Origin of the sequence: Methanoregula sp., from assembly GCF_049510175.1 — an archaeon.
Classification (GTDB): domain Archaea; phylum Halobacteriota; class Methanomicrobia; order Methanomicrobiales; family Methanospirillaceae; genus Methanoregula.
Window position 1 is genome coordinate 1 of sequence record NZ_JBEKZF010000023.1, and the last position, 3,516, is coordinate 3,516.

3 protein-coding genes and 1 pseudogene are annotated in these 3,516 nt (G+C 57.1%); all 4 read left to right on the forward strand.

Annotated elements, in window-relative coordinates:
* A partial coding sequence (locus tag ABSG49_RS12020) for a thiamine pyrophosphate-dependent enzyme (protein WP_424026374.1) occupies positions 1-1,100 on the forward strand: 1,100 nt, incomplete at its 5' end.
* The gene (locus ABSG49_RS12025) at positions 1,081-2,208 is read left to right on the forward strand and encodes a homocitrate synthase family protein (RefSeq protein WP_424026375.1); all 1,128 of its coding nucleotides are present in this window, start codon (positions 1,081-1,083) and stop codon (positions 2,206-2,208) included. The genes ABSG49_RS12020 and ABSG49_RS12025, both read left to right, overlap by 20 nt.
* Positions 2,208-3,419, forward strand: coding sequence for an aconitase/3-isopropylmalate dehydratase large subunit family protein (locus ABSG49_RS12030; RefSeq protein WP_424026376.1), 1,212 nt, complete (start codon positions 2,208-2,210; stop codon positions 3,417-3,419). The genes ABSG49_RS12025 and ABSG49_RS12030 overlap by 1 nt, the downstream gene beginning before the upstream one ends.
* Positions 3,419-3,516 (forward strand): annotated as a pseudogene (locus tag ABSG49_RS12035) (LeuD/DmdB family oxidoreductase small subunit); the annotation flags it as partial. The gene ABSG49_RS12030 and the pseudogene ABSG49_RS12035, both read left to right, overlap by 1 nt.

A 3,516-nucleotide genomic window follows, 5' to 3' on the forward strand; every position in this document is an offset into this window, starting at 1 on the left:
CTGCGGTTATTATCAAGAATGTCGGGATAAATGCCTGTGCAGATCCCCTTCTCCAGGCGGTTGCCCAGGGTCTGGTTTCCGGCATTGTCCTTGTTGCCGGTGACGACCCGGATGCACGTGCGTCACAAACGGCGCAGGATTCGCGGTATTACGGGGAACTTGCAGAACTTCCGGTTATCGAACCCGATACCACCAGCTGCTACACGGGTGTGGAAACAGCCCTGGAGGCATCAGAAAAGTTCTCACGCGTAGCGCTTCTCCGCCTCACTCCCCAGCTCCTGGATGCACAGGTGGATAACAACCCGGTTCCCCGGAAAGACGGGAAAGGACGATTGTCGGAACGGACCTGGACCATGAACGGGCGGGTAACAGCCGCAGAAGAATTATACCGGACGATGTTTTCCTGGTCGAACACCTCGCTGCTGAATACGTGGGCAGGAGAACCGGCCGGAGCCGGGGCAGCAAAGGGCAGGACCCGGATCATAACCGTTCATCCCCTCCCGGAGCAGGCAGCGGCTATCCGTACCGTGCATGAATACGGCAGGACTTTCGTCCGCGATCACCGGGGACTGCAGCCGCCGGTCCCGCAGAAACGCCCCCAGTCCGGGGAGGATAGGGGATATTACCGGACATTCTGCAGGGAATGCCCGTTCAGAACTATGATGGGTATCCTCCAGGAGCGGGACCTGAAGGTGATCTGCGATGCGGGTTGTTCAGTCCTTTCAATGACACCGCCCTATGAACTGGGTATGGCAAGTTACGGTATGGGTGCAAGCATCGCCGTAGCCGCACGGAGCACCCGGGTCGCACTCATCGGGGATTATGCCCTGCTCCATTCCGGCCTGAATGCCCTGATCGATGTCTATGAAAAGGAGCTCCCGCTCCTGGGTATTGTCATGAAGAACAACTGCACGGCCATGACCGGGATGCAGCCGGTCTATGATCCGGTCCGGTACCTTTCCTTTGCAGAACCGGTTGTCTGCCGTGCAGATGATGAACGCACGCTGCGTGAGGAGATCGTGGTTCCGGACAGGCCACGCACGCTAGTTGTTGAAGGGACATGTCCGGAAGGGTGCAGCCATGAAACCGTGGAATATTGAAATATGTGATGTAACGCTGAGGGACGGCGAACAGACGCCGGGAGTCTCATTTTCCTGCCAGGAAAAAGTGGAGATTGCGCGGATGCTGGATACTATCGGTATTGAGTTAATCGAGGCAGGGTTTCCTGCAGTATCCCCGAATGAGAAGCAGTGCGTGAAGGCCATAGCGAACCTCGGGCTCGATGCCCGTGTCTGCGGGTTTGCCCGGGCACGGGAACCGGATGTTGCAACAGCAATTGACTGCGATGTGGACATGGTGAGTATCTTTATCCCGACATCCGAGCTGCATGTGCGCCTTAAATTCAAAAAACCCCGGGAGCAGGTGCTTGAGGATGCACTGGGGGTCATCGATTTCGCCACGGATCACGGGGTGCAGGTGCGGTTTGCAGCCGAGGATGCATCCCGGACTGATTTACCTTTCCTGAAAGAGGTGTACCGTCGTGCGTCAGAGCATGGTGCGGTGCTCCTGAGTTTTGCCGATACCGTTGGCTGCTTAATCCCGACCGAGATGCAGCGGATCATGACCGAACTGGTTGCATCGGCAGACAAGCCGCTCTGCGCCCACTGCCACAACGATATGGGCTGTGCTGTGGCAAACACGATCACCGCTGCCCAGGCCGGGGCTTTCCAGCTCCACACAACCGTGAACGGTATTGGTGAACGGGCGGGTAATGCATCGCTGGAAGAACTGCTTGTTGCGCTGCGGATGAAGGGGGGGATTGAGCGGTATGATCTCTCGCACCTCACAGAACTCTCCCGCATGGTCGAAAAATTCTCCGGCATCACCCTCCCGAGGAACAAACCCGTGACCGGCGAGCTAGCTTTCTCCCATGAGAGCGGTATCCATATCGCGGCAATTCTTGAAGATCCCACCTCATATGAATATTTTCCTCCTGACATGGTGGGGAGCGAACGCAAATTCATACTCGGGAAACATACGGGCAAAAAAGCCCTCGAACACGTTATGGGATCGCTCGGCTGCGAACTTACCGACAAGCAGGTCTGCCGGGTCCTTGACCTCGTAAAGGATCACTCAGAGCATAAATGCAACGTTACCCCGGATGTCCTGAAAAAACTGATCCGGAAAGCGCAACAGGAGAATGCATGATGGGGACGCTATCAGAGCGGATTCTCAATGGCTCTGCCGGTGAATATTTTGACTGCAGTGTTGACCGGGCATATGTCCATGACGGGACCGGGGTACTTACGCTCGAGGCATGGAAGAATATGGGAGGAAGGGGTATACAGGATGCGGCCCATCTCTATGTTCTTTTCGATCATATCGTCCCGGCAAACAACAGCACGACAGCAACACTCCAGCACGAGCTGCGGGAATTCGTCTGCAGTTCTTTCCTGCAATTCTCCGATATCGGTGGGGGTATCTGCCACCAGCTGATGAGTGAGGGCATCGTCCTGCCCGGTGAAATTGTGGTTGGCGCTGATTCTCACACCTGCACGCTCGGGGCGTTCGGGGCATTTGCGACAGGGTTGGGGGCGACCGATATGGCGGCGATCTGGATGACCGGGGAGACCTGGTTCCGGGTCCCGGAATCAGTAGGCATTCACCTGTCAGGAACACTCACGGGTCCGGCGGAGGCAAAAGATCTCGCCCTTACATACGTCAGCAGGCTCGGGATGGACGGGGCTTCCTACCAGTCGCTGGAATTTGTCGGAGAAGGCGCTGCCGCGATTCCTATGGACGGGCGGCTAACCCTGTGCAACCTTGCAGTGGAGACCGGGGCAAAGGCAGGAATGTTCTATGCAGATGACATAACTGTGCAGTACCTCGCAGCAGCAGGGCACACGGTTCAGGCGCAGGAACCGGAGCCCTGCACGTACATTCGGGAGATCGATTTCGACCTTCCCGATATCGTCCCGGTCATAGCCGTGCCTCCCCGGGTGGATACGGTAAAACCGGTGTCTGATCTCGCAGGGCTGTCTATAGATCAGGTATTTGTAGGAACCTGCACAAACGGGCGGTATTCCGATCTTGCACGGTTTGCGCGGGTTGTAAAAGGAAGAAAAGTTGCAGTCCGCACCATCGTTGTTCCTGCCTCCCGGGCCGTGCTGGAAAAAGCGATCAGGAACGGCGTGCTGATGGATCTCGTGGAGGCGGGATGCTCCATCGGGACCCCAGGCTGTGGACCCTGCCTGGGAGCTCATATGGGGGTCCTCGGTGAAGGGGAGGTCTGCCTGTCCACCGCAAACCGGAATTTCAGGAACCGGATGGGTGTGGGCGGGGAAATTTACCTGTCTTCAGTTGCAACAGCTGCGGCAAGTGCCCTTGAAGGAGAAATAACTGAGCCCGGGGTGTCCTGATGCAGGGAAAAGGGCGTGCTGTCTGCGTGGGTGCGGATATTGACACTGACCTTGTGATCGCAGGGCGCTACCTGCGGACAAAGGATCGCAGTATCTG

Excerpts from the sequence above, each read along its gene's own strand:
- ABSG49_RS12025 (WP_424026375.1), top strand. The coding sequence starts at position 1,081 with ATGAAACCGTGGAATATTGAAATATGTGATGTAACGCTGAGGGACGGC.
- ABSG49_RS12030 (WP_424026376.1), top strand. The coding sequence starts at position 2,208 with ATGGGGACGCTATCAGAGCGGATTCTCAATGGCTCTGCCGGTGAATAT.